The following is a 22,383-nucleotide window of genomic DNA, read 5'->3' as shown; positions in this document are numbered from 1 at the left end:
AGAGAGAGAACGACATGGCGATCGTTATGACCAACAGCCAGATGGCAGCCGTAGCGGGTGACGCAGCGACCGATGCCGTGATGCGCGGCTTCAAGAAAATAGTGCGTCCTGTTGCCTACGTAGTGGCTGCAGCCCACATCGCGCTGGCGCTGCAACCGCTGAGCGCCATCGCCCAGGAAAAAGCCGAACAGGCCTACAGCCCCTTGGCGCAAAGCCAAATGCAGCGCCTGCAAGACTGGGATGCCAAGCTCAAGGCCGCGAATTACCAGGCCCAGAAAATGGAACATGCCAGCTCGCTGCGCTTGCAAGACCTGATCCAACAAGCCAGCGAGCAAACCCAGGACTTGTTGGTGCAGCAGTCGCTGGCGCTGACCCAGCAAAAGAAGGCAGGCCCAGCGCCCGTCTACAACGCCAAGACGACCCCGGCATCGCTGCAAGCGACGCTGGCCGCTCTTCAGGACGAAAGCGCTGCCGCGCGCGCGGACTTGCACAGCATGCGCGCAACGTTGCTGCAAAAAGGTCTGAGTGCAGAGTTCTTGGCCCGCCACGATGCGGCAGCTGCCGAGTTTGAGCAGAAGGTGCGGAAGTTGGACGCGCTGGTTGCGCGCCTGGTCGTTGATAGAGGCGCCTTGGTGGCCAAAACTGCGGGTTCGGTGAACAGTGCTGATTTGCAAGAGCTGGGCGCATTTCTTGCCGAGAACACCCATAAAAAGACCGTGAACACCAGCAAGGACCTGCCGTGGCACGCGTCTCAACCTTACAAAAATGAGCCCGCTCAAACGCGCCAAGAGTGGAATTTGCGGCTTGGCATCAGTGAATCGCATGTGGCGAAAGTTACCAAAGTGACGAGCGTGGGTGGCGTGCAATTCACAACCCTTCCAACCGCTGAGGAGGCTCCATCAAACGCCGATTTAGCGGAGACGGAAGAAGTTGTCCTGACCGATGCGATCAAAGCCAAAGCGGCAGAACTTCAAAAAAACCCGGTTGCGATTCAGAATTGGGTCAAGAACCATATTGAGTGGCTTCCTTCATGGGGAAGTATGCAGAATGCGGATTCAGTTTTACAGTCGGGAAAAGGCAACTCTTTAGACATAGCGAGTTTGACCATAGCGCTTTTGAGAGCAAGCGGTATCCCCGCCCGCTACCAGTTTGGCACCATCGAACTGCCAGTGGACCGAGCAAAGAACCTCATTGGCAATTTCGACGACGCAGCTTCAGCGCAAAACATGCTGGGCCAAGGGGGAATCGCTAACGTCGGTGTAGTGTCTTCTGGAGTTATTCAGAAGATAAAAATGGAACATGTGTGGGTTACTGCATATATCAATTATGCAGCCAGTAAAGGCTCGGTTCAGGGCGGTGCGGATATCGTACCTCCTCAACATAACAATACCAATGCTAATATTAATGCGTGGATTCCATTGGACTCGAGTTACAAGCAATACAGCTATGCCAACGGCGTAGAGTTTAAAGATTTTTCTGGATTAAGTCAGGCAGAGGCGCTGGCACTCGCTGGCAACGGGTCAGAGGCTAATAGCGCAGAAGGTTGGGTAGCAAAGGTAGATTTCTTGACCCTGCAAAATTTTTTAAATGACAATAGCGGCAAGATTCAAGCCCATATCAAAGCCAATCTGATTGACCTCAGTGAGGATGCGATCATGGGCAAAAAGATCATCAAGGAATCGGCACCCTCCACGCTTTCGGGGCAACTGCCTTATGTGGTTGTTACAGAGTCTTTCGCAGTGGCTCAGATTCCGGATTCACAAAAGTGGTCTGTGTCCATCAAATTGTTCGAAAATGCGATAGATAAATCTCTCGGTAACTCTAGCTATACCCAAAAAATACAGCTGTCGAATATTGGCTCCAACAAGATAAGTGCCATCGGCGTTCCAGCCACCACTGCGGATGCCGAGCTTTTACAAAACTATGCATCTAATAATGCAGAAAATTTGCCAGTATATCTTGTCAATCAAAAAACGAAACTGCTGCTGAATGATCAGGAACTGTTTACTTCTGGACCACGGCGCATGGGAAGTGAGCAGTGGTGGGGGTTTGATATCTATTCACCCACGTTGGGTAGTGTGCAGAAGAATTTTTCAGTGGATTCAGCAGTAGGCGATGCCATTGTTTTTGGTGTCAGTTCGGTGGGTGTCACAGAGAAAATGGTTAAGGCGCGGTACCATGGCTTCAATCCGAACACCTTCACTGAGAATCTTCATCATTTGAACTTGGGGTATTTTCTCAGAGCGGATGTGTCCGATAAGGTGCTCGCAAAGTTAAATGGATTTGCGTATCTGAGACTTCCTTCGGTAGGGATGTTCTCCAATCCACTGGAGGTGACTTATTCATGGGGTGTGCCAAGAATTGGTGCCTACAAGGCTTATTCTATTGATATTCCTCGCATTACCCATGCCATTTCAAAAAACAAAGGTGTTTTCAATAACCAAGCCTTTGTCAACATGAATGTGATGATGGGGATGAAGAACTCTTCATTGGAAGGTTCTGTCATCGACGAAGTTTTTCAGTGGCCTTCTGGTTTGGGTGTGGCTGCTGCGCAAGTCCTGTCTGAAGCCAATAAAAAGGGTCAGAAAATATATTCTATTACCAGTGATAATCTTTCGAGTTTTTTATCAAAGTCTAGTCTTAATACTACATTAAAGCAGCAGATAGCCAACTACGTTTCTTATGGCTATATTGTTTATGCGCCGCAGGATAAGGTCAGTGCCATGTATTGGGATGCAGAAGCCTACGTGGCGATCGATCCGCAAACTGGCAGCGGTGCATATATAATTGGGACTGGTGCCAACGGCGGCGAGGGAATGACCTGCGAGACCAAGTCGGAACCTCTTGCCCGAGCGATCGAGCTGATCGTTACCACCTTGATCATCTTGGCGATGATCGCCATGCTTATCGCGCTGGGGTACCTGGTTGCTGGCGTGCTGGGCGGAATGGTAGTGGGCGGTGGAAGCGCTGTTGCCCAGATCATGGCTGCCTTTGGCGTTACAGCGCTTGTTTTCTCAGGATCAGCGTATGCTGGAAAAAATAGCTGCCCGAATGACAATAAATGCCATAGGGGAACTATTCAAGCACAGGGGCTAGATATTCCTGGAAATGGTAATACCAAATCTTTGGCTTGGGCGCAACCCATGCCGTTTACCGTCGTGCAAGGCTTGAATATGCTGGAAGGGGTGCAGGGTTTGCTGACGCCTGCTGAGATGAGCAGCCGGGTGGTTTACTTCTCTCAGGCTGCCGCATGGATCTCTGCGCGGCCGCCTGCCGGGGTATGTGCAGGCCCTACGTTTTCCTTTGGTCCCAATCCTGCGGATAAGGACCATGTGAAGAAGCAAATTCGCGTTGATATCAAGGTATACGCGGGAGAAGCGTTCTCTAACTGATGATGTTTATGAAAATTAGCTATCCAGTCATTGAGAGAAGGCGGCAGCATCGGGTTGTCAATGGGTACATCACCCTGCCAGGTCTGGTGGTGACTCATTCCGACTTCTTGGAGGTGGCTGGATTTTTCAAAAGCATATCCCAGTCTCAACGGGAATACTTTTCTTTGAGAATTCCAAATGGGGCTGCGGGGGATGTCAGGTATATCGCGCTGCAATGCTGGAATGATATTGATCTGAAGTGTGATTTTTCAAAAATCACATTGAATGAATTTTCAGCAATGTTGCCATTTTCTGGATTTGCTGCTGACTGGGTGTTTGGTAAAAATACAGCAGAGCCGTTTTTAAATTTACCGGTGGCCGGCCTCATAGAGAAGGCTTGGCCCTATTCGGTGCAGGTCAATGGGAAAATAATAGCCAAAGAAATGAAGCCGCTGACGGCCTACATTGCTGCGCCAAAGCATATTTTTTATATGCTAGCGCTTATCTTTGAAGAATTTGCCAGGCGCGAAGATGTGTCCGTGTTGAAGTTGGAACAGTCAGCGGCTGGCGGCGGTGTGGGAATGCCGAGCTATGAGTTGGAGTTCAGAAAAGCAAATTTTTCTGAGTAGATTCGCAGTCAAAAGCGGCGTGGCGAGAATCATGTATTGAAGCTCAGAGTCCACGCGCTCCGCGCAGGTTGCCATGGCGGCAGCCTGCTATATAGGGCGCGGCTGAGGTTCCTCAGGCGTTAGGACAGCACGTCGCGCAGCGACGCATCCTTGGCGAACTGGGCCTTGGCAAAGGGGCACAGTGGCAGCACCTTGGTGTGGGTCTCACGGGCCCAAGCCACCAGCGCATTGAGCAGCTGGCGGCCTGCGCCTTCACCGCGCAGTGAATCATCCACTTCTGTGTGGTCGATGATGATCATCGTGGCGTTGGTGCGGCTGTAGGTCATCTCGGCCACGCGTGCGGCATCGCGTTTGATAAAGAACGCGCCTTTGGAATCGGCTTCTTCGTGTTGGACGGTGTAGGGCATGCGGGCCTTGGGTTGAACAAAACCCCAAGAATAAGGGATGGCGGCAGCCCTGGGGGTGGAGGTGGCTTGGAGCAGGGCGCTGATGCCTTGGATTCAATCCGTGCTGTCCGCGTCTTCGTCGTCGTCCTCAGGCGGGTTTTCAAACCGCTCCCAGGCGCCGCCCACTTCCTGGCGCCAGGCGCTCCAACCCAATGGCAGGTCTGCGATTTGCGCCAGGCTCTGGTCGCGCTCATAGATGCAAGCCATGCAGACCAAGAGGGCCTCGCCGGGCTCGTCGGTGCTGGCATCCAGAAACTGCCAAGCCCCATCTGCATCATGCGAGACCATCAACACTGGGAGATGCTCGCGTACCACCTTGGTTGTAGAAAAGCTGGCGGTGTTGTGCGCATCGGCAAAGGGCCAACGGTCAAACTGGTGGCTGTGCATGGCGATGCTCCTTGTCGTCTCAGGCTTCGGTGGCAAACAGCTCGACGGCCTCGTCCGACCAGTCATGGCCGCTCCAGCCGGAATCTGCATCGGGCGGCGGGAAGGCGGTGCGGCAGTAGCCATGCTTGGCCGCAAAATCAAACACCGCATGCGGGTAGCCATTGATCAGCAGCACGACCTTGCTGCCATCGGTGGACCAGCCAATCGTCATCTCGGACGGCAGGTGCTTGTCCGAGACATCGGCCACGTTGTAGATGTGCAGCGCGTTCTGGATGGGTTGCTCGGCGTTCGCAAAATCCAGCGCATAGAAGTAGGCGGTGTCGCCATCGTCTTCAAACACCGCTGCATAGCTGCCTTCGGGCGCATTGCCTTGAAGGGGCTCGGCAGCGCCAATCTGGATGGTGTTCTGGGCGGTAACGACGATGGGCATGAACAGTCCTTGTCATGAATGGGGGGAAGCCGTGGCGGCCAGCAAAGGAGCAGCATAAACCGGCTTTGTGGCAGCGCTGGGTAGGCCAAGGTTGTTATCGCGTGCCCCGGATATGGGCAATCACTTCGCGCAAGGTGGTGGCCTCTGGCACCCACCAGTCGGCCAGCGCACCCAGCGCCACGGCGCAGACCAGGGCGCCGAGCAGCGGCTTCCAGGTCAGTCGCACGGCCGAGGCCAGCCAGCCTGCGCGCTCCACCCGCACGAGGGCGCGGGCGGTCATCATCGAAAAGGCCAGTTCCACCGCCACGGTCAAGAGCACATCGACGCCAAAGTACAGCCACAGCAGTGCGCCAAAGCCAAAGAAGGCGAGCAGCAGGCCGGCAAACACGGCCAGGATGGGCACAATGATGATGCCCTCATCGCCGCCGCCGATATCGACCACATCGACGGCATCGGTCCAGGAGCTGGAAGCACCGGATGCGGTCGACGACAGGTCCACATCCGCCCAATCTCCTGACGCCCCACCACCACCAAAATTGCCGCCGCCGCCCGACTGCCAATCGGGCGCGCCTTTGCCTACGTGCAGATCGGGCACCGGGTCGATGCCATCGGCCCAGGAGTCTTCGCGCTTGCGCTCGTAGGCATTGCGCACCAGGTAGGCCGCCCACAGCCGCAGCACCAGCAGGTAGACCGCATAGCCCACGCCCAGGCTGATGGCATAGCGCAGCGCCATCGATGTCACCCCGGAATGGAGCAGCGCTGCCGTGACCGCCCACATCACCAGCAAGACCAGCAGCCCCATGCACAGGCCATGCAGACGCAGCCAGTGTTTTTTCTGCAGGGTAGATGCCATGTGCTGGGGCATGCGCAGCGATGACCAGCTGGACTTGCGCTTGCGCTGGGCGGCGCGGTTGTGGGGTGCTTGGGCCAAGGCTAAAGGGCAGGGAGTGAGGTCGGGAGCAGTGTAGCAGTGCGGATTTGGCGGTTGCTGGCCCCTTGGTGCACGCTGCTTTGGATGGCAGGGGCGCCTATCGCCCGCGCTCCTGGCCGCGACCGACCCCGCTCATACCTACCGCAATGCACAGTGTGGCGGGCGCCAGCAAGCCCAGCCAGGTGATCCAGGCCAGGTCACTGTCCATCACCGCTAGGGTGCCAATCAGCGAAGCGAGCAAGGCCGTTGCGCCCAGCACCTGCAACCCACGCCGTGCACGGAGGCCTGACCACGCTAAAGGCAGATGCATCGCATGCCGGTCCATCGCCAAGGCCAGCGCGGCCAAGCCCAGCAGCATGCACAGCGCAGACAGTACCAGCATCAGCGGCGAACCTTTTGGCGGTGTTGCATGGCCAGGGCGCCTGCTGCAAATGCCAGGCCCAAGGCGATAAAGCCCAGGTCCATACCGGCCATCACCGTATCGCCCGTTTGCAGCGACTGCAGCAGGTTCCGTGTGCTGGTGGCGGCATTCAGCACAGGCAGCAGGCCAAAGCCCAGCGCTGCACACCAGGCCAGCCAGCGCCAGGCTTTGGCAGGTGCGGTGCAGGCCGCCCAGACAAAGCTCACAAGCCAGGTGGCAAACAGCGCATGCAGCTCCCATTGCGCGCGCGCCTCCATGCCGATGGGCAACAGCCGGTTGGCCCAGAGGTAGGCCGCAATGGCCACGGGCAGGCCCAGAATGGCGGCAGGGTTGAGCCGGCTGACGAGTGCATGGCCCACGCTCGGCTGGCGTGCGCTGCGCTTGGCGGACCAGAGCACCATGCCGGTGGCAATCATCACGCAGCCCAGCAGGCCCGACAGCAGGTACAGCGCGCGCAGCACTGTGCCTGCAAACAGGCCCTCGTGCAAGCCCAGCCACAGGTCGCGCGCGGCACGCGGCGCCGATTGCCGCGCAAGGCGCTCGGCCAGCAAGGCGCCGCTGACGCCATCAAAGACGAGGATGCCGGCCTCACGCACGGGGCCACCGGCAAAGTTGCCGATGGCGCTGATGCGCGCGTTGGCATCGCCCGGGTTCTGTACTGTGAGTACGGCCACGGGAGCGCCCTGCCACCGGGCCTGGGCTTGGGCCAGCAGCGGGGCAATGGCGGTCAGCGGCGCAGGCTGGCCGGAGGCCGGGGCCGCGGCCATTGGCGGGAACAGCTCGCCATAAAAGCTGCGCACCGCCGCGCCTGGTGCCTGGCCGTACCAGGCGCTGGCGATCAGCGGCATGAAGGAGAACATCACAAAGACCAGGCCCGAGTAGCTGATCATCAGCTGGAAAGGCAGGCTGGCGACGCTGGCCAGGTTGTGCGCATCCAGCCAGGAGCGCTGGCCCTTGCCCAGCCGCAACGTGAAGAAATCGGCAAAAAAGCGCCGGTGCGCGACGATGCCGGTCAGCAGCGCCAGCAGCAGCACCATGGATGCGATGGCGACCAGCCATTCCGTCAGCGCCGGGGGCAGGTAATGCAGGCGCCAGTGCAGTTGGTAGAGCGCCTGGCCGCCCGCCGTATCACGCACGGCGAAGGGTGCGCCGGTCTGTGCATCCAGCCACACGGCTTGCGGTTGTGCGGCGCCGGCGGGCGACCAATCGACGCGTAGATAGGGCTCGTTGCGGTCCACCGGCAGCTGGATGGACCAGCTGAGCGCACCGGGCGCATGGGCCTGTAGATAGGCCAGCGCATGTGCGGCCTGGGGCGCCGGTGGCAGCGGGTACTGCGCCGGGGGCAGCTCGGGGCGCATCCAGCGGTCGATCTCGGTATCCAGATAACCGGCGGTGCCGGTGACAAACATAAAGTACAGCAGCCAGCCCAACAGCACACCGGCCCAGGTGTGCAGGCCCGCCATCGCCGGGCGCAGGGGGCGATGTGGGCGCTTGGGGGGATGCGATGGGCTCACAGGGCGATCCAGGCGACGAGCGCGCTGCCCAAGCCGGCCAGCAGCATGCCCGCCCAGGCGCGGCCTGCGCTGCGGGCGGCAAAGGCCGCCATCAGCGCAGCGGCATACACGACAAAGCTCAGCTGCATCGCCACCAGCACCGCATCGGCCCGCGGCAGTGCCGGGGCCAGGCTGGCGACCAGGGCCACCGGCAGCAGCTGCGCGAGCGCATAGCCGCCCAGGCTGCCGGCGAGCAGGCGCGATGCCACGGTCCAGCCCGTCGCAGGCCTGCGCGGCTGGGCGGCCCGCGCCGCCTGGTCAGTGCGCAATCAGAACTCCGTCGATGCCGACAGCAGCACGGTGCGCGGCGCGCCCATGGTCAGGCCTTCACGTGCGGCAGACTGCCAGTAGTTCTTGTTCAGCAGGTTCTCCACCGTCAGGCGCAGGGTGACCGGCGTGTTGCCGGCCGTGAAGCGGTAGCGAGCGCCCAGGTCAAAGCGATTCCAGGAGGGCAGTTGCTGGCTGTTGGCCACATCCACATACTGGCTGCTGGTGTGCAGCGCGCGGGCGGTCAAGGTCAGGCCCGGCACCCAGGCAGTGTCCCATTCGCCGCCGATATTGATCTGCACCTTGGGGGTGGCAGGGGCCGTGCGGCCATCATTGAGGCCATCCTCGGTCTTGGTCAGCTTGCCATGGGTGAAGGCCACACCCGTCAGCAGGCGCAGGCCACGGCGCACCTCGCCCTGGGTGACGATCTCCAGGCCCCGGTTGCGCTGCTCGCCATCCATGCGGAAGGTCGAGGGCGTGGTGGAGGCATCGAGCAAGCTGCTGGGCCGGCTGATCTGGAACAGGCTGGCCGTGGTGACAAAGTTGCCGGTGTCGAACTTGGCACCCAGCTCCAGCTGCCTGGATTTGGCGGGCGGGAAGATCTCGCCGGCATTGGCCGTGCCTTCGGGCGCGGTCGAGCCCTGGGACAGGCCCTCGATGTAGTTGCCGTACAGCGAGATGCCTGGTGTGGGTTTGAACAGCAGCGCCGCCATCGGCGTGATCGCCGACTTGTCGTAGCGCGCCGTTTCCGCGCCCGATGTGCCGTTGAAGGTGCGGGTGCGCACCTCCTGGTGGCGCGCGCCCAGGGTCAGCTGCCAGCGCTTGTCGGCCGTGGAGATGGTGTCGGCCAGCGCCACGCTGGTCATGCGCGTCTCGCCGGTGCGGGGCAGGTTGGAGCCGATGCTGATCGAGGGCTTGGCAATGTCGGCTGGGTTGTAGATGCTGGACGCGTAAACCGTGCCGTTCTGGCGCAGCAGGCCATTGTCTTGCGCATAGCCGCTGGTGCTCAGCACCCATTCGTGGCCCAGGCTGCCGGTCTGCAGCTTGCCCTTCAGCCCTACTTCGGCAGTGCGGGTGTTCACGGCTTCCTTCAGGCGGTAGGGCCGGGCCATCAGCGTGCCTTGCGCATCCTGCAGTTGCGACGTGGTCTGCAGGCTGTCAAAGTCATAGCCCATCGCACCCAGCGCGCCGTAGGCGATCAGGTTGGGGTTGATATCCACCTCGCCGCGCACGATGGCGGCACGCTCCTTGGCATCCCAATAGCTCCAGGACGGTTGGAAGTTGGTCTTGTTGTCGGGCGCTGCGGCAATCGGCGTGCCTTCCGACGGTGGGAACAGCAGGCTGCTGCGGCCATGGGTGACGCGCTTTTGGTAGTTGATGTCGGCCTCCAGCCGCACCCGCTCGCCCTGGTAGTCCAGGCCCAGCGCCAAGGCATCGACACGCTCGCTGGCGCCATGGATGGGCGTATCGCCCGAGCGTTTGGCGACGTTGAGGCGCACGCCCCATTCCTGGTCCGCACCAAAGCGGCGGCCAAAGTCGGCATGCACGCCAAACTGGCTGTCTTGCGCGTACGAGGCCGTCACGCGATTGAGCGGCGTGGCGCCGGCACGCTTGGGCACCAGGTTGATGCCGCCGCCCACCGAGCCCGCGGGCGCCATGCCGTTGAGCAGCGCGCTGGGGCCACGCAGCACCTCTACCCGCTCCACGCCGATCAGCGAGGCCGCATTGCGCGGTGACAGGCCATACAGGCCGTTGTATGACACGTCGTAGTTGAAGACGGTAAAGCCACGGATGTTGAACTCCTCCCGGCCCGCGTTGCGCCCGTAGGTGTTGCGCACCGAGGGGTCGTTGACCAGCACATCGCCAATGGTTTGCGCCTGCTGGTCATCCACCAGCTTGGCGGTGTACTGGGTGGTGCTGAAGGGCGTGTCCATCACATCGCGGTTGCCCAAGAGGCCGACCTTGCCGCCGCGCGCCACCTGGCCGCCGGCATAGGGGCCGGGCAAGGCTTCGATGGCCGCTGCCGTGACCGAGACGGTGGGCAGCACCACGGTGCCTGCTGGATCGCCCGATGGGGCAGGGGGTGCAGGCCGCACCAGCACCGCACGGTCTTTGACCGCGCCCTGCAGGCCGCTGCCGGTCAGCAGACGGTCCAGCGCCTGCTGCGGCGTCAGCTGGCCCGATACGGCAGGTGCTGTCTTGCCAGCGACCAGCCCGGCCGGAAAGCCCAGCTGCAGATCGCCCTGGCGTGCCAGCTCATTGAGCGCCTGGGCCAGCGGCTGCGCTGCAATCGCAAAACTGCGGGCCCCCTCCTGCGACGATGCTGCCGTTTGCGCATGCGCCGTCAGCGGCTGGACAGCGGCGATACCCAGCGCCAGTGCGGCGGCCATGGCAAGGGGCGTGGGGCGAGAGCGAAAAAGGGGCGCGGTGCGCAGCATGCAAGGGACTCCTGGAGCGGTAAAGGGAAACGGCTGTTGCGCTGCGCACAGCGCCGCCACTCCCTGTAGACGCAGCTGGGCCAGGAATCCGCAGGTCCCGAGGAAAAAAATTTTGAATAATTTTTGAGGCGCTCACACGGCCCGGCAAACCGAAGCTTGGTGGATGAGACGACGCCCAAAGGCTCAGACATTACGGAAGTACGGCAAGGGTTGGCAACGAAGGACCCAGGGCCTGGTCCGTGACGTTTAGCGGGCGACGATTTCCGTCAGGCCATCGCGTTTGACCAGGCGCACCGGCAGCAGGTGCGGCAAAAATTCCGCAAAGCGCTGGTGCTGGTTCAAACCATAGCTGCCGCCCACCGGCAGGGCGGCGACGGCCGGGTCGCGCACCACGAGGCCAGTGGGGCCATAGCGCTCAAACTCGGCCAAGGCCTGGGCCAGGGGCGTGCGGTTAAAGCTCAGCCGACCGCTGCGCCACTGGGCCACGGCGGCGGGCGCCACCTCGGTGATGGTGCCCAGGCCCGCGTCTTGCGCGTTGCTGTCTTCCAGCATCTGGCCGGCCGTCAGCAGCACCATGGCCGGCGCCTTGTCGGTCTGGTCCGCATCGCGCTGCAGCCGCTCCACCTTCACCCGGCCTTCTTCCACCGCCACCTGGGTGTGGCCCGCGCCCACGCCCTGCGCCGTATGGCGTACCGAAAAACGCGTGCCGACCACGGTGATGCGCAGATCGCCCGCCAGCACCTGGAAGGGCCGGCCCGGGTCGGAATGCACGGAGAACATCGCCTGGCCATCGGCCAGCGCCACCTCGCGCCGGTTGCGGTAGAGCCGCGCGGTCAGGTGCGTGTCGGTATCGAGCTGCACGGTGCTGCCGGAGGCTGCGTCATCGGGCAAGGTGACCATCAGCTGCTGGCCGCGTTGCGAGGCATAGTTTTGCTCAAAGCTGGGTGGTACCCACCAGCCAAACCAGCCCGCACCCACCACCGCCGCTGCCACCAGGGCCGTGGCGGCATAGGGCAGCACGGGGCGCAGCCAGGCTTGCCAAAAGCGGGGGCGCGGAGTAGATGTCTGTGCATCACGCTGGGGCAGGCCGGCGCGCAGCCGGGCCAGGTCGTGGGCCGGCAGGCTTTGCACGCCCGCGATGCTGGCGCGCATCGCATCCAGCGCGGGCCCATGGCGCGGGTCAGACGCCAGCCAGGTCTGCAAGGCCGCCTGGCCCTGCGCATCCAGCCCGGCGTTGCAGCGTACCGCCCAGGTTGCGGCCTCGTGCTCCAGCGCGTCCACATCGTTGGCCTCGTCCGCAGCCATCCCTTCGGGCAAGTCACCCGGGAGGTGGTTGAAGGATGAAGAGGTGCTGGACATGCGCAGAAAAATCGGGAGGGAATGGAGCGAGAGGGGCGGTGAGGAGGAGGCGATTGAAGCGGTGCACACTAAGCGCCAGGCCCCTGCCCATGCCGTTTGCAGGCCAGGGTGCCGCGCACCACATGCTTCTCGACCATGCTAACCGATATGCCCATGCGCGCTGCGATCTCGGCCTGCGGCAGGCCATCGATGACATGCAGCACAAAGGCCTCGCGGCAGCGCGGCGGCAGGCTCTCGATCACCTGCACATAGCCGTGCACGGTCTGCTGTCGCACCAGGGCCTCCTCGGGTTGCAGATGCTGGGGCGCGGGCGGCTCATCGGATGCCGCCACCTCGTCCAGGCTGTCATGGCGCCGCAGCGCGGCACGGCGGTGCTGGTCAATCACCAGGTTGCGCGCGGTGCGGTACAGCAGCGCCCGGCCATCCATCACCGGTGGCCCCGAGCGCTGTGCTGCCAACACCCGCGCATAGCTCTCCTGCGCCAGGTCCGCCGCCGCATCGCGGTCGCCCACCTGGCGGTGGAGAAAGTTCAACAGTTCGCGGTAGAAGCGCTCAAGCATGGAGGGGGCGGAGGGCCGGCGGCAGTCCCTGCAGGCAGGGGGCTAGTGACGAAAATAAGAATCATTCTAATTGTCGCGCCTAAGCCCTGTGCCCAGGTTGCCCTGTTCTGGATCTATCCCTTGCCAAGAACCAAGACGGCATCGCCCGCATCGGGCGCGGCCTGCATTCCAGGATCGCCCTGCAATGGAGCCGTTTTGTAGAGCAAATATACATTTGTTAACATTATTTGCAGATATCTACGGCCGTGTATACATTTGCCAAATAGCTCATTTTTTTTGGTAAATGCACACCCGAACGCATCCGGCTTGGAGCGGCTGGCGGGCTCAGAAAGATCCAACGGGATATCCAGATATGACAAACAACTACTTCAGCAGCCTTCTGCGAAAGCTGGGGGCGATCCTTGCGTTGCTGCCCATTTCCGTGATTGCCTGGGGCCAAACCGCCGACCTGCAGATCGTGAAATCGGGCCCGGCTACGGCAGCCGGCGGTGGTGCATTCAGCTACACGCTGGTGCTGGACAACAATGGGCCCAATGCGGCCAACAATGCCAGCTTTTTGGACACCCTGCCGCCCGGCGTGGTGAATGTTTCGGCCTCCTGTGTTGCCGCCACGAATGGGGCATCGTGCCCCGCCAGCATCGTGGCGGACAACAGCGCGGTCTCCGGCGTCCTGCCCACGTTTCCCGCACTGGGGAAGGTGACGATTGAGATCTTGGGGAATTTTGCAGTCTCAGGGCCGAGCTCGCTCACCAATACATCGACGGTGAGCCCTCCTGCGGGCGTCACCGATCCCATGCCCGAGTCCAATACGAGTTCGGTGAGCACGGCGATGAACTATGGTGCCGATCTGGTGGTCAGCAAATCGCAGAGCGCTCAGAGTTTTGTCTCTGGCCAGACGGTGACCTATGTCATGACGCTGACCAACAACGGCCCTGCGGCAGCGGATGGCACGATGATGGAGGACTTCCCCTACGGAAACAGCGGCAGCTCTGCGGCCCGCGTGAATGCCAGTTACACGTTTGGCGGTTGCAGCGCAGTGAACGGTGCCGTGTGCCCGGACACCGGTGCATTTCAGAACTACAGCGGTCAGGTAGGAAGCGCAGGCTATTTGTTCAATACCGCGGTTCCCCGTTTGCCATCGGGCGGTGCCATCACCATCACCTACACGATGGTCGCGACAGCGCCATCGATGTGCGGCTTGACGGCAGGCGCACTGCAAAACGTGTTCCAGACCCGAGGCATGCCCGCCAGCGTCATCGACCCCGATCCGACCAATAACCGCGCAGAAGTGGAGCAGGCAGTAGCTGCGACGGCCGCCTGTCCGGAGGCGGACCTGGAAGTTACCAAAACGCAAAGCGCTGACGATTTTGTCCCTGGCCAGCCGGTGACCTACGTCATGACGCTGACCAACAACGGCCCCACCGCTGCGGATGGCGTCTTGATCGAGGATTTCCCTTATGGCTACGGCGGCACGGCTGCTGCCAACGTGAATGCGGCTTACAGCTTTGGGAGCTGTGTGGCGGCCAATGGCGCTGTCTGTCCGGACGCTGGCGCATTCCAGAATTACTCGGGGCTGGTGGGAAGCGCGGGCTATTTGTTCAATACGTCGGTACCGGCGCTGCCATCAGGAGGCACGATCACCATCACCTACACGATGGTGGCGGATGCGCCCTTGCGATGCGGCTTGCCCTCCGGGCCTTTGCAGAATGTGTTTCAGACACGGGGACTGCCACCGGGTGTCACGGACTCCAATGCATCCAACAATCGCGCCGAAGTGGAACAAACCGTCGATGCCACAGCGGATTGCCCACAGGCTGACCTGGTCGCGACCAAAACGCAAAGTACCGATATCTTTGTCGCTGGCCAGCCAGTCACCTACACGATGACCTTGACGAACAACGGCCCGGCAGCGGCCGATGGGGCGTCCATGTTGGATTTCCCCTATGCCTACGGTGCGGGCGTCCAGCTCAATGCCGCCTATAGCTTTGCCGGCTGCACGGCGACCAATGGCGCGGTTTGTCCCGACAACGGCGTTTTCCAGAACTACAGCGGCCAGGTCGGTAGCGCGGGCTATCTGTTCCAGACCACCGTGCCCAGCTTGCCATCAGGCGGTGCCGTCACCATCACCTACACGATGGTGGCCAACATGACGAGCGCTTGCACCTCTGCCAACGGGACCATTCAGAATAACTTTCGGGTCTCTGCACCGGTCGGCGTCACCGACCCCGAGCGATTCAATGACGAAATCCTGGTGGAGCAGCCGTTTGTATGCGCGGATATCTCCACCAACAAGACGGTAGCGCCAGTCACCGTCCAGGCCGGAGAGACGGTGACCTACACCGTCAGCGTGGTGAACGCCGGTCCTGCCGATGTCAGCAATGTGGCGTTTTCCGATCCGCTGCCCAATGGCTTTGTCTACGCCAGCGCAAGCTGTGCGGTTGAAGTGGCGCCGGGCACCTGCGGCCCCGTCAACTATGACGCTGCCACGCGCACCGTCAGCAGCAGCATTGCGGCGATTGGGAATGGCGGCCAAGTGCGATTCACCATCGTAGGTACCGCTGGAAACATCCCCGGAACCTATCCCAACGTGGCCTATGCCGCCGCACCTTCTGGTGTCGTGGATCCGGTGACCTCGTCCAACAGCAGCTCGGTCAATCTCCAGATCTTCAACACCAGCGCAGCGGTGACGGTCAGCAAAACCATCACGGGTCTGTCGCCCAGTGGCCTGCCCGCTCCGCTCACCTTCAGCGGCACCGTCACCTGTGGCGCACAAGCGCCGCAAAACTGGTCTGCCACCGTTGCCGCTGGCAGTAGCAGCGCCAGCAGTGCTGCTTTGAGCTTCTACGACGGTGATGCCTGCACGGTGACAGAGAACGCGCCACCTGCTGCGCCCGCAGGCTACGTCTGGACCGGCACGCCCGTCATCAGCCCCAGCCCCACCGCAACGCTGGCATCGGCACCCGTGGCCGTCAGCGTGACCAATGCCCTGCAGCGCCAGACCGGCAGCCTGGATCTGAGCCAGTTGTTTACCGGCCCGGCCGATGGGGTTGCGCAGGTCAATGGGGTGTTCAACTTCTCGCTGAACTGCGGCGCCGATGGCAGCTTCTCCTTGGCGATCACCGTGACCCATGGCACCAGCGTGCCCGCTGTCATCAGCAGCCTGCCCGCGGCTGCCAGCTGCACGGCGACCGCGACAGGCCCCATGCCGGCAGCTCCTGGCGGATTCACCTGGGAGGCATCGAGCTACCAGAACAATCCTGCAGTGACCATTGCCAATGGCGTGGTGAGCATTGTCGTTACCACGCCGTTGAAGGCGACGACGGGCGATGTGGGCGGCTCCGTCAAGGCCGTGCCCGGCCTCGGCAACGCCATGCTGGTGCTGATGGCGCTCCTGCTGTTGGGCTTTGCGGCGGCCAATGTCAGAAGCCGCCAGCATTGATCTGGCTAGCATTGCGCAAGTAATGTGGAACGCCCGGCGATTGAACTGACCCCAAGAAGTTGGACAGTTGGAAGCTAGGGACTGAAGGCCTGAATCCGGTATTGCACCGGACTCAGGCCTTTTAGTTTTAGCTTGATGCGTTGGTGATTGTAGTAATGGATGTAATTGTGAAGACCTTCTTGAAGCTGCGCCACACTGCTGAACTTGTTGAGGTGGAAGAACTCGGACTTCAAGGTTCCGAAGAAGCTTTCCATCGCTGCGTTATCCAAGCAATTGCCCCGACGTGACATGCTTTGCACCAGGCCATGATCGGCCAGCAAGCGGCGATAGGCACGACTTTGGTACTGCCAGCCCTGGTCGGAATGCAGCAATGGTTTTTCCTCCCTGCCCAGCTTGCCTAGCGCCTTGCGCAACATGTCACCCACCATCTTCAAGTGCGGTTGCGTATTCATCTGATAGCTCACCACCTCGCCGTTGAATAGATCCATGACAGGCGACAGGTATAGCTTTTTACCCAAGACGTTGAACTCTGTCACGTCCGTCACCCATTTCTGGTTAGGCTGTTCGGCCATGAACTGGCGCTGCAACACATTGGCCACCACCGCGTGCTGCCCGGCGCGATAGGAGCGATATTTCTTGGGCCGAACCAGGGACTTCATCCCCATTACCTGCATCAGGCGCTGCACGCTCTTGTGGTTCACATGACGGCCATTGCGCTTGAGTTCAAGCGCAATGCGCCGATAGCCATAGCGTCCTTTGAATCGCCACTTGTAGACTGTCGAAAAAGCGGAGGTGTTCTAGATGCAAACAATGGGTTCAAAGCTCTTGGGGATTGTTCGTGTACCTGAAAACGAGCGGGTTCGCTGCCAGAACCCTGGTTGTGGCCATGGGGTGCACGCGGCAATCCATATCGTGCGCGAGGGCGGAGTCCTGATGGTGCTGGGCCGCACATGCTTTGAGCGCCGCTATGGAAGCGCCAAAGCTCTGGGACAGCCCCAGTTCAACTTCGGTGGATCTGGTCGACCTCTTACTACCGAGGAGCGCGAGCTGCTGGATACCAATACAGATCTTTTGCTGGCGCGGTTTGAGGAGGAAGAGCGTCAGCGCCTTATCCGGGAGCAGGCGCTGGCGCAGGAGCAAAGACGACTCGCTGCCCAAATGGAAGAGCGTCGCCGGGAAGCCCAACGCCTGGCTGCAAGATCTACTGTTGCCTTCGATCCACGGGAAAAGCTTCGAGCTTTGAGAGCGGCATTTGCCAGCAGAGTGATCCAAGAGCCTGTACCGCGCGTTTTCACGCAGCACCAAGAGCCTGATGGTCCTGTGGCGTCACCCTCTCCACCTTGGGCGCAGGAGGTGAAATTGAACGGCAGCTTCTTCTGCTACGCCTTTGGCGATGGCAGTAAATGGGTTCTGTACCCGCACAAGAAGGGCGACTATGCCCTGCGGCCATGGCCAGCGGCCGAAGAGGGATGGGATGAGGCCTTGCCGCCAAGTCTTGGAAGGCCGGAGCCAGAATCAGGCTTCTACAGGGTTACTGACCACATGGGTTTTCTTCATGCCGTCGCGCGATTCAGCACGGGCCTGCGCAACACATCGAATCCAGCCGAAATTCACCACGAGTTTGAGGTGCTCGCGCGAAAGGCCTGACCTCGCCCTCCAACGCTCACCGCTTGGGGTACGAAAACATGCCCATCAAGAGTTGAAAGCCGTCACAGAGCCATCTCGAACATCCGTGCGCGAATGACCGCTATGCGGTTGTGAGCGAAATAGTGCAATGAGATCATAGATGGCAGCAATCACTGCAAATTTTCCATAGAAGAAGGTATAAAAAAGAGCCCGGAAAAATCCGGGCTCTTTTTGCTGGCTATGCCAAGCGTCTTCATTTAACGCCTAAAGGTAGGTGAGTCGTTTGGTTTGTGGCATCCAGTCGCAAAATTGTGTCGCGAGTCGCAAACAATACGGCGCCCTACGAACACGTAGGGTGTCGCAGAGCCCGCGACTTGTTGCGAACTAATTCAAGGACATAGATGTGAGGTGCCATGAGGGTAGGTTCCCTTTGGTCAAAGCGCCTGCGACTGACCTACTTTGCGCCATATTGAATGCGACTGCGATTCGCAAGCGTCGGTTCTCATTGATCTTGCAAATTTTCTCACTGCATGCAAATGGGGAACCGACTGTCAGGTGTCGGTTCTCCGTGAGTTTTGAATTTTTCTCACTGAAGTTTGAACTCGGGGCGCTTTAAGCTCAGACCGAGGGGGGGCAGGGCTGCTTTTAGCGTGTCGCCGGCCCGTGAGGCTGCTGGTGCGCCTGGTCAATTCGAAGGTAGGATGGCGGCTATCGGTTGAATCCACAGTCGCAAGCTGCCATCGAGTAAGTTCCGTCCGCAGATCACTGCTGGCGTGGTCGGTAGGATCTTTGCAAGAGTGTGAGACTGGCTGTATCAACCGTTCTCACTGATTCTGCAAATCTCCTTGATCTACAAGGACACGAATTTGCAAGATCAATGAGAACCTACAGCAAGCCAGTAAGGTTTTGCCACCCCAGGCACACCGACTTGGCAGAGCCAACCACTACATGTCTTTGTCCAGCTAGATGGTCAAGTCGTCTCTGGACTGTTGATTTCCATGCAAACCTGACCCACCATTTCCATCCAATCTTGACCCACTCTGATTCGTGAGTTGTTGGCTCACGATGAGGCTAGAGTTCTGCTGGTCCTCTCCTTCTTCACGGTAGTTGGTGGTTGCTGTGCGGAGCTGTTCTTGAAGCGAAAGCTATCATTGCCAGTCTCCAGAATATGACAGTGATGCGTGAGCCGGTCGAACGGACATGGCGCCTTGGCATCGCTGACGGTGGTGCGCACGACCTTGCCTGGCATCACACCGCGCAGCCCCAGCCTGCGCATCAACCGTTCGACAGTACAACGGACCACTGCCACGCCTTCGCGAGCCAGTTGCCGCCAGACCTTTTCGACGCCATAGACCTGCATGTTGGCCCGCTTTACACGTTGAATCTCAGGGACCAGGGCATCATCTCGGCGAGCCCCTGCGCAACGCTTGTGAGGTTCACGCACCAAGGCGGCATGGCGCCGATACGCTGACGGGGCGACCTGCAAGAGCTTGCAGACTGGCTCGACCCCGTACGCATCGCGATGTTTGTCGATGAAATCCTACAAGACTTCAACCGGCGGTCGAGCTCCGCCTGTGCGAAAAACGCGCTGGGCAACTTCAATATCTCGTTGGCCCGTCTTAGTTCTTTGATCTCGCGTTCCAGTTCGTTGACCCGCTGTGCCTCACTAGTCGTGACTCCCTCACGCACGCCGGCATCGACCTCGACGCGTTTGACCCATTCGTTCAAGGACTGCGGCACGGAGCCAATGTTGGGCGCGATGGACTCGATGGCTGCCCACAGCTATGGGTACTCGCCTCGGTGCTCTTGCACCATGCGTACGCCACGCTCGCAGACCTCAGGTGAAAACTTGTTTGACTTCGTCATGGCTCAATCCTCTCAGAGTGTTGAGCCTCCTCCAAACCCAGGGTGATTCATTTGGTGAGCGCTGGCAAGAAGCGCTCCAGCGTGAGTTTCAGGAAGAGCTGGGTGTTGAGGTGGAGGTTCAGGGCCCACCCCTGGTGATGGAGAACCTGTACACGCACCGTGGTGCATCTGGCCATGAGGTGCTGCTCATCGCCAATGTGGTGTTTGATGCAACGCTCTTCGCACACCCGAACCACATCCGCTTACGCGAAAACAGCGGCACCTGTTACACGGCGCGCTGGTTTGATGTGGCGGCGCTGCGCTCTACCCTGCAGGTCTCAAGCAGGCGCTGCTCGCATTGACAAGCGGTCCCGCATCGCACAGGCCAAAAGGCAGGCCCAGACGCAAAAAAGCCCATCACAGAGGATGGGCTTCAGAATGCGTTTGGTGGCCTGGCGCGGAATCGAACCACGGACACGCGGATTTTCAAGACAAAGTGAATAATCCTGCCTGTATTGAAAGTCAAAGAATTCTAAGAATTTTTTCCACTTATAGTGTGTTGAATTCTGTTTTCCGAACCCTTCACCGAATTTGATGAAACCGCCTCCGATTCAGCTTCTGATTTTTCCATTTAAATCAATTAAATAAAAATAACTTTGACCGAATTTTATTAGAATAACCGATTGCCAATTGCAATATAGATTAATTTTCACGTGGTAAGTAAGAAAATTAACCCTTGGTAAAAGTTGGCAGATCATTTGAAAGACTTCAAATGCGATCCATCAAATCCGCAAACCATCGCACCGTATCTACAGAAAAATCATCCGCATCTGGCTCCGCATATAAAACACAAATTACAGCTCTCATGGCAGCTTGTTCTTTCGTTTCACTGCCCACACTTGCACCAGTATTTTCCAAATAATCCCAACATGCGACGCGTGCATTTTCGAGATCCTCGGGAGAACCGACCTTTTGCAACCAATATCTCTCCGCCATTTGCAATGATTGGAGACCAATTCCTGGCAACAGATGACGAATCCTTGCGAGGCTTCGCAACATAAATACCACCAATTGCACATGCACCTTTTGGCTATCACCAAGCTTGGCGACTCGAGACAATACATCCTCCAACTCATCTCTATTAATCATGATTTACTCCAAATTGATCGAGTACATTTCTACAACTTGGACAAGTTTGCTTTGGCGTCCCATGACCTCGCCCTGAAGATCCGATGTTCACAGCCCGGCTGGTTCCACCTTCCGGATTGACACCTGCATCAAGTGATTGACTGAGACAACCCATCTCCGCACAGTAACCATGCCAAGGAGCTCGCTTGTTTTTAGGTACTTTATCCAAAGCTGCGTTAACATCAGGATGTAGTGTCCGTGAAGCACCGCCAGTGCTCACATCTGTAAAAACTCTATCTCCGATTCGGAGCTCTGAAGCAGCTCCTTTTGTCCTGCCAGCTGCACGCGCAGCGTCTGCAGCTGCTTCGGCAGTTTTGCTGACGGCACCTGTTCGAGCACTGATTGCACCCAGTACAGGCCCCAGGATAGCACCTTCGCTCGCCGCATCAAAAACTCCACCCAGACCCGTCCATTGCACATTTCGGTTTAGGAGCCATTGCGCAACTGCATTGGTCGTCCCTTCTACCATCGCTCCACCGCCCATCCAGACCAATGGAACAATCAAGAGTGGGTTGCGCCCATCGGGGTCTTTATATTTCCCAGGATTGTTATTACCATAAGCATAGCGATTGAAGCTATGAATATTCCCATCTTGGTAATCAACGGGATCCATCCCTAGGAAACGGCCAATACTAGGATCATAGTATCGAGCCCCAAAGTACTGCATGCCTGTGTCGGCATCCTGCTCTTTGCCATGGAACCATTGCGACTGTTCATCAGCAGCGGGCTGCCACTGCGTCTTCTGGCCATACGCGTAGTACGACTCTCTCCACAGCAAGTTGCCAGACTCATCCGTAGCTGCCAGGGGACTACCGCTGAAGTCACTATGGATATAGGTAACCGTGTCGGCTCGGGTAGGAGCCCCAGCAAGCAGCAGCACTCCCATGATGAACACAGAGACCAGGGCCTGTGACGATGCTGCTAGTCCAGCCGAGCGCTTGGCTTTTAGCCAATGTAGAGCTACAGGGAACAGCTTCATCAAGGGGTAAGCCTCGAAATAGGAGTTGTGACGACTATTCTGTTTTCGATCATTTAAGCTCATTTTGAACTCCCTCTCACTGCACCGGTACGCACAGCAGTTCATCGGTAACAGCCAACTCCATTGCCTTTTCTTTACTAACCGGCACGGTTGGGCACGCTCCTGTCGTCGTGATAGTCATATCACTACTTGCTGGCTGCTCTTTCAGCTTGCGGCGTTGATAAATGACTTGGTCAGGCTGAGCTGCAATTTTCGCCTGCTCGGACACAGGTTCATAGATGAATTCCGGCATTGAAATCACTTCAGAAGCTTGCAGGGAATGCGCTTCTTGTGTGATAGTTGATGGATAAACATTGGAATCACTGGGCGATGCAGTGCTTGTCGCTGAATATATATTTTGAGCGTGTACGCTCATGGTCAAAGCACAGGTGAAGCCCATTAACATAGCACGAATGACTTTATGAAGCGCAAGGCATGTCTGCAGTTGATTTATATAAAACATTTTTAGTCCTTG

General features: G+C 59.1%; 18 protein-coding genes, 3 pseudogenes and 1 other annotated feature. Of the genes and pseudogenes, 5 read left to right on the top strand and 16 right to left on the bottom strand.

Features of this window, described 5'->3' with window-relative positions; genetic code table 11:
• Window positions 1-14 precede the first annotated feature (14 nt).
• Together WH265_RS09440 and WH265_RS09435 are read left to right on the top strand one after the other, a co-directional pair.
• A complete protein-coding gene (locus WH265_RS09440) occupies window positions 15-3,392 on the top strand; it encodes a transglutaminase-like domain-containing protein (protein ID WP_339558086.1) in 3,378 nt (1,125 codons plus the stop codon).
• Window positions 3,393-3,400: 8 nt separating this feature from the next.
• Window positions 3,401-4,000 carry a hypothetical protein gene (locus tag WH265_RS09435; RefSeq protein WP_339517078.1) on the top strand — a complete coding sequence of 200 codons (600 nt, stop codon included), beginning with the start codon at window positions 3,401-3,403 and terminating at the stop codon, window positions 3,998-4,000.
• Between the two features lie 119 nt (window positions 4,001-4,119).
• Here the strand turns inward: WH265_RS09435 and WH265_RS09430 are convergent, their stop codons facing one another.
• The 10 genes from WH265_RS09430 to WH265_RS09385 all read right to left on the bottom strand — a co-directional run bounded on the left by WH265_RS09430 (window position 4,120) and on the right by WH265_RS09385 (window position 12,792).
• On the bottom strand, window positions 4,120-4,407 hold the full coding sequence (locus WH265_RS09430; RefSeq protein WP_339558085.1) for a GNAT family N-acetyltransferase: 288 nt from the start codon (window positions 4,405-4,407) through the stop codon (window positions 4,120-4,122).
• 93 nt (window positions 4,408-4,500) lie between these two features.
• Window positions 4,501-4,833 carry a hypothetical protein gene (locus WH265_RS09425; protein ID WP_339558084.1) on the bottom strand — a complete coding sequence of 111 codons (333 nt, stop codon included), beginning with the start codon at window positions 4,831-4,833 and terminating at the stop codon, window positions 4,501-4,503.
• A gap of 19 nt (window positions 4,834-4,852) precedes the next feature.
• Entirely contained in the window at window positions 4,853-5,263 is a 411-nt protein-coding gene (locus WH265_RS09420; RefSeq protein WP_339558083.1) for a DUF2251 domain-containing protein, read from the bottom strand.
• A 94-nt stretch (window positions 5,264-5,357) separates the two neighbouring features.
• Window positions 5,358-6,194: a hypothetical protein gene (locus tag WH265_RS09415; protein ID WP_339558082.1), complete on the bottom strand. Its 837-nt coding sequence runs from the start codon at window positions 6,192-6,194 to the stop codon at window positions 5,358-5,360.
• A 97-nt stretch (window positions 6,195-6,291) separates the two neighbouring features.
• Entirely contained in the window at window positions 6,292-6,576 is a 285-nt protein-coding gene (locus tag WH265_RS09410) for a DUF3325 family protein (RefSeq protein WP_339558081.1), read from the bottom strand.
• Entirely contained in the window at window positions 6,576-8,129 is a 1,554-nt protein-coding gene (locus tag WH265_RS09405; RefSeq protein ID WP_339558080.1) for a PepSY-associated TM helix domain-containing protein, read from the bottom strand. The genes WH265_RS09410 and WH265_RS09405 overlap by 1 nt, the downstream gene beginning before the upstream one ends.
• Window positions 8,126-8,437 (bottom strand): DUF3649 domain-containing protein, encoded by a 312-nt coding sequence (locus WH265_RS09400; protein WP_339558079.1) that lies wholly within the window; start codon window positions 8,435-8,437, stop codon window positions 8,126-8,128. The genes WH265_RS09405 and WH265_RS09400 overlap by 4 nt, the downstream gene beginning before the upstream one ends.
• The gene (locus WH265_RS09395; RefSeq protein WP_339558078.1) at window positions 8,438-10,825 is read right to left on the bottom strand and encodes a TonB-dependent receptor; all 2,388 of its coding nucleotides are present in this window, start codon (window positions 10,823-10,825) and stop codon (window positions 8,438-8,440) included.
• Window positions 10,826-11,119: 294 nt separating this feature from the next.
• Window positions 11,120-12,232, bottom strand: a complete 1,113-nt coding sequence (locus WH265_RS09390) for a FecR family protein (protein WP_339558077.1) — start codon at window positions 12,230-12,232, stop codon at window positions 11,120-11,122.
• Between the two features lie 68 nt (window positions 12,233-12,300).
• Complete coding sequence (locus tag WH265_RS09385; protein WP_312987456.1) at window positions 12,301-12,792, bottom strand: sigma-70 family RNA polymerase sigma factor; 492 nt, start codon at window positions 12,790-12,792, stop codon at window positions 12,301-12,303.
• A 352-nt stretch (window positions 12,793-13,144) separates the two neighbouring features.
• Between WH265_RS09385 and WH265_RS09380 the strand changes: the two genes are divergently transcribed.
• Window positions 13,145-16,231 carry a DUF5979 domain-containing protein gene (locus WH265_RS09380; protein WP_339558076.1) on the top strand — a complete coding sequence of 1,029 codons (3,087 nt, stop codon included), beginning with the start codon at window positions 13,145-13,147 and terminating at the stop codon, window positions 16,229-16,231.
• Between the two features lie 74 nt (window positions 16,232-16,305).
• Here WH265_RS09380 and WH265_RS09375 read toward each other — a convergent pair.
• Window positions 16,306-16,989: pseudogene (locus WH265_RS09375) on the bottom strand (IS3 family transposase); the annotation flags it as partial.
• Between the two features lie 43 nt (window positions 16,990-17,032).
• On the opposite strand from WH265_RS09375, the gene WH265_RS09370 reads away from it, so the two are divergent.
• Complete coding sequence (locus tag WH265_RS09370) at window positions 17,033-17,878, top strand: hypothetical protein (RefSeq protein WP_339558075.1); 846 nt, start codon at window positions 17,033-17,035, stop codon at window positions 17,876-17,878.
• Window positions 17,879-18,917: 1,039 nt separating this feature from the next.
• Here WH265_RS09370 and WH265_RS09365 read toward each other — a convergent pair.
• Window positions 18,918-19,049, bottom strand: a pseudogene (locus tag WH265_RS09365) (ATP-binding protein); the annotation flags it as partial.
• Window positions 19,041-19,723 (bottom strand): annotated as a pseudogene (locus WH265_RS09360) (IS3 family transposase); the annotation flags it as partial. The pseudogenes WH265_RS09360 and WH265_RS09365, both read right to left, overlap by 9 nt.
• Window positions 19,329-19,445 (bottom strand) — a sequence feature (AL1L pseudoknot). (Overlaps the previous pseudogene by 117 nt.)
• Window positions 19,724-19,743: 20 nt before the next feature.
• Between WH265_RS09360 and WH265_RS09355 the strand changes: the two are divergent.
• On the top strand, window positions 19,744-20,064 hold the full coding sequence (locus tag WH265_RS09355) for an NUDIX domain-containing protein (RefSeq protein ID WP_339558074.1): 321 nt from the start codon (window positions 19,744-19,746) through the stop codon (window positions 20,062-20,064).
• Between the two features lie 406 nt (window positions 20,065-20,470).
• Here WH265_RS09355 and WH265_RS09350 read toward each other — a convergent pair whose 3' ends face one another.
• Genes WH265_RS09350 through WH265_RS09340 form a run of 3 tightly spaced genes read right to left on the bottom strand, consistent with a single transcriptional unit; the run spans window position 20,471 to window position 22,371 of the window.
• On the bottom strand, window positions 20,471-20,851 hold the full coding sequence (locus tag WH265_RS09350) for a hypothetical protein (RefSeq protein WP_339558073.1): 381 nt from the start codon (window positions 20,849-20,851) through the stop codon (window positions 20,471-20,473).
• Complete coding sequence (locus WH265_RS09345; protein ID WP_339558072.1) at window positions 20,844-21,932, bottom strand: RHS repeat-associated core domain-containing protein; 1,089 nt, start codon at window positions 21,930-21,932, stop codon at window positions 20,844-20,846. The genes WH265_RS09350 and WH265_RS09345 overlap by 8 nt, the downstream gene beginning before the upstream one ends.
• Before the next feature lie 13 nt (window positions 21,933-21,945).
• Window positions 21,946-22,371, bottom strand: a complete 426-nt coding sequence (locus tag WH265_RS09340) for a hypothetical protein (protein WP_339558071.1) — start codon at window positions 22,369-22,371, stop codon at window positions 21,946-21,948.
• Window positions 22,372-22,383 lie beyond the last annotated feature (12 nt).

The organism is Comamonas sp. MYb396, assembly GCF_037479555.1.
Lineage (GTDB): Bacteria > Pseudomonadota > Gammaproteobacteria > Burkholderiales > Burkholderiaceae_C > Comamonas.
This window is presented reverse-complemented; position numbering and strand designations above follow the sequence as displayed.